Source organism: Paenibacillus sp. 598K (genome assembly GCF_003851045.1).
In the GTDB taxonomy this organism is placed as follows: domain Bacteria; phylum Bacillota; class Bacilli; order Paenibacillales; family Paenibacillaceae; genus Paenibacillus_D.
Genome location: NZ_BFBX01000061.1, coordinates 10,407 through 13,171, shown reverse-complemented (window position 1 = coordinate 13,171; position 2,765 = coordinate 10,407). Strand labels below are relative to the sequence as shown.

3 protein-coding genes are annotated in these 2,765 nt (G+C 62.6%); all 3 read right to left on the bottom strand.

Annotated elements, in window-relative coordinates:
* The coding region (locus PA598K_RS18075; protein WP_148091965.1) for a discoidin domain-containing protein at positions 1–670 on the bottom strand (670 nt) is incomplete at its 3' end.
* A gap of 25 nt (positions 671–695) precedes the next feature.
* Complete coding sequence (locus PA598K_RS18070; protein ID WP_128658307.1) at positions 696–2,012, bottom strand: ABC transporter substrate-binding protein; 1,317 nt, start codon at positions 2,010–2,012, stop codon at positions 696–698.
* A 140-nt stretch (positions 2,013–2,152) separates the two neighbouring features.
* A partial coding sequence (locus tag PA598K_RS18065) for a helix-turn-helix transcriptional regulator (protein ID WP_185602077.1) occupies positions 2,153–2,765 on the bottom strand: 613 nt, incomplete at its 5' end.

Below are 2,765 nucleotides of genomic sequence, written 5' to 3'. Positions count from 1 at the left end.
GCGGCTGCGGATACGGCAGCTGCAGCTCGGCATGATCGGCCGCCACCGCGTCCGCATCGCTCAGCGTGCTCGCCGCCTGACGCACCTCCAGCTCCCGCAGCTGCATCACATACGCCTGATGGTTGTCGCGGGAGAGCGCAGTCGCCTCGACCATCACATACCGCGCCTGCACGGCGCTTATCGCATGGGTCAGCGCCGCGCCGTTCGTCGGGGCCGGGTAGCCGCTCCAGGAGCCGACCTCGGTCCAGCTCTGATCATCGATCGAGACGAGGATACGGAAGTCGACAGGGAAGCCTACGCCAGTGTAGTTCGTCCCGCCGTCGCTGCGCGGCCACAGGACGATCTGGTCGGTCCAGTGCGCTGCGCCGAGGTCGACCTTCACCCAGGCCGGCGAGCCGGGGGCCGGCTGGCTGGAGGACGGCATCGTCGTCCAGCCGTTGGCTGTGGAGCCCGAGGCGTATGGCCCCGTCTTGGAGCCATCGGTCAGATGGACGCGGGCCCAGCCTTCTGCCGGGTTCTCGTAGCTGGAGCTTGAGGTTACCGCTTTGCCCAGCGCCAGGTTCACCTCGCCGCTGGCAGACAGGCGAGCGCCCGTCTGCGGGAGCAGTCCGGTCAGCAACACGCAGATGAGCAGACAAGTCATTGCACGCATACGTTGGATTCGGTTCATCGTACACCTCCAAATGTAGTGGCGATCAGGAATTTTCAGCCGCGTTTTTCCACGCCTTGTCCATATTGTCCAGCATGCCTTGCGGTGTGATCGCCTTCAGATAGACGCCCTGCGCCGAGGTCATCAGCTCGGAGGTGCCTGCGCTGCCATGCACCCAGCCCTGATCGAGGAACGGGTAGCTGCTGCCGGCAGCGACGATGTCGGCGATGCGCTGGAGCGCCGGATTGACCTCGCCCGTCTCCCCCTTGATCGTCATAAACGCTTGCTGGCTGGCCGCCCACACCTGCTGATGCTCCGCCTCCGCCCAGAACGCCAGGTAGCGCTTGGCCGCATCGGCAACCTCGGTGCTCTTGTTAATCGCGAAGGTCGTGCCGACCGCAGCGGAGGCGACGACCGGCTCGCCAGGCTTGTTGGACGGCATTGGGAACATCCCGACCTCAAGCTCTGGATTAGCCGCCTCGATGCCGGGCAGCGACCAGTTGCCGTCAATGTACATCGCCGCCTGACCGGTAGCGAACGCCTGCTGCGCCTGATCCAGACTGACGCCGGTACTCTGCTGCGTCAGGTAGCCCGCCTCGTCGAGTGCGAACCAGTTGGTCACCATCTCTTGCCAGCCCTCGGCGAAGGTCGCCTTTCCTTCATTCAGGTCGGCATCGAAGGACGGGCGATCCGTGTAGACCAGCCCCGGCGCCATCGTGTACAGCGCAGCCAGCGTCATCCAGCCGTCGTTGTTGCCGATCGAGATCGGCAGCACCCCCGCTTCCTTAATCTTCTGGGCCGCAGCGACGAAAGCCTCCCAATCCTCCGGCACCTCGATCCCCAGCTCCTCGAACAGCTTGACGTTGTAGTAGACGCCGAGGACGTTCATATCGTTGGGGATCGCGAATACCTGTTCACCCTGCGAGGTCGACTTCAGCGCAGCCTCGGTAAAGTTGTCAATCCACGGCTCGCCCGACAGGTCCATCAGATAGCCGGCGTTGCCGTAGGCGACGACCTCGGCCAGGCCCGGGTGGATCATCAGCACGTCGGCGGCGTCATTGGCCGCGAAGCGTGCCCGCAGGAACTCCTTGAACTGGCTGCCTGGCATGCCCTCGTAGACGACCTTGATGTCTGGATTTTCGGCCATGAACTTGTCGTTAAGCTCCGGGATCGCGCCTAGCTCGGCCCCAGATTTGAAACCGCTTACCTTTAATTCGACCTGCTCCCCCGCGGGCGGCTTGGCGCTCTCCTGTCCCGGCGTGGCTCCCGACTCTCCGGCCGGACTGTTGTTGCCCGCGCAGGCCGCCGTCAGCAGCAGCAGCGAGAGACCAAGCGCGGCTGTCGCTTGTTTTCTGAATGTCATTTTTTACCCCTCCCCTTTTGTGTTGTTCCTCATAAGTATCGTACCGCTATCTGTTTGAGGTGAACATTGCGTAAAATTATTGTTTCTTCTCTTTTTTTCGGATGTTGTCTGCGCTCGAAAATACAGAAAGGACGCATCGATCAATGCGCCCTTTCCCGGTAGCTCATGGGGGTCAGTTGAAAATGCTTGCGGAACAACGTGCTGAAATATTTGGGGCTGGTATAGCCGACCGCCGCTGCCACCTCGTACATTTTTAGCTCCGTCTCCCGCAGGATTCGTCGCGCCTCCTCCATCCGCACATCCGTCAGATAATCGATAAACTTTTGCCCCGTCGTCTCCTTGAACAGCTCGCTCAGATAGGTCGGATGCAGGTACACCTGCTGCGCCAGCGTCTCCAGATTCAGCTCCGGGTCGGCATACGACGCCCGGATCATCTGCTGTACCTTCCAGATGACCTTGCGACTGCTCTGCTCCTCCGACTCGCTCAGATCGAGCGTCTCGAGGAACGTATCGATCGACTGCATGAGGATCGACGGCGTCAACGCCGCCGGCAGCCGACCGTTCAGCTCCGCTCCGGCCTGCCGCAGCCGCTCCGCCAGTCGCGAAGGGATCGCAGCGAGCGCCGGACCCGTCAGGAAGCCGAGCATCTGGAAGGCCTGCATCGCCAGCCGCCCGGGATGCTGGAGCGCTCCGCTCCGGATCTCCTCCGCCCAGCCGCCCAGCAGCTGCAGCGTCTGCTCCGCATCGTTGGTC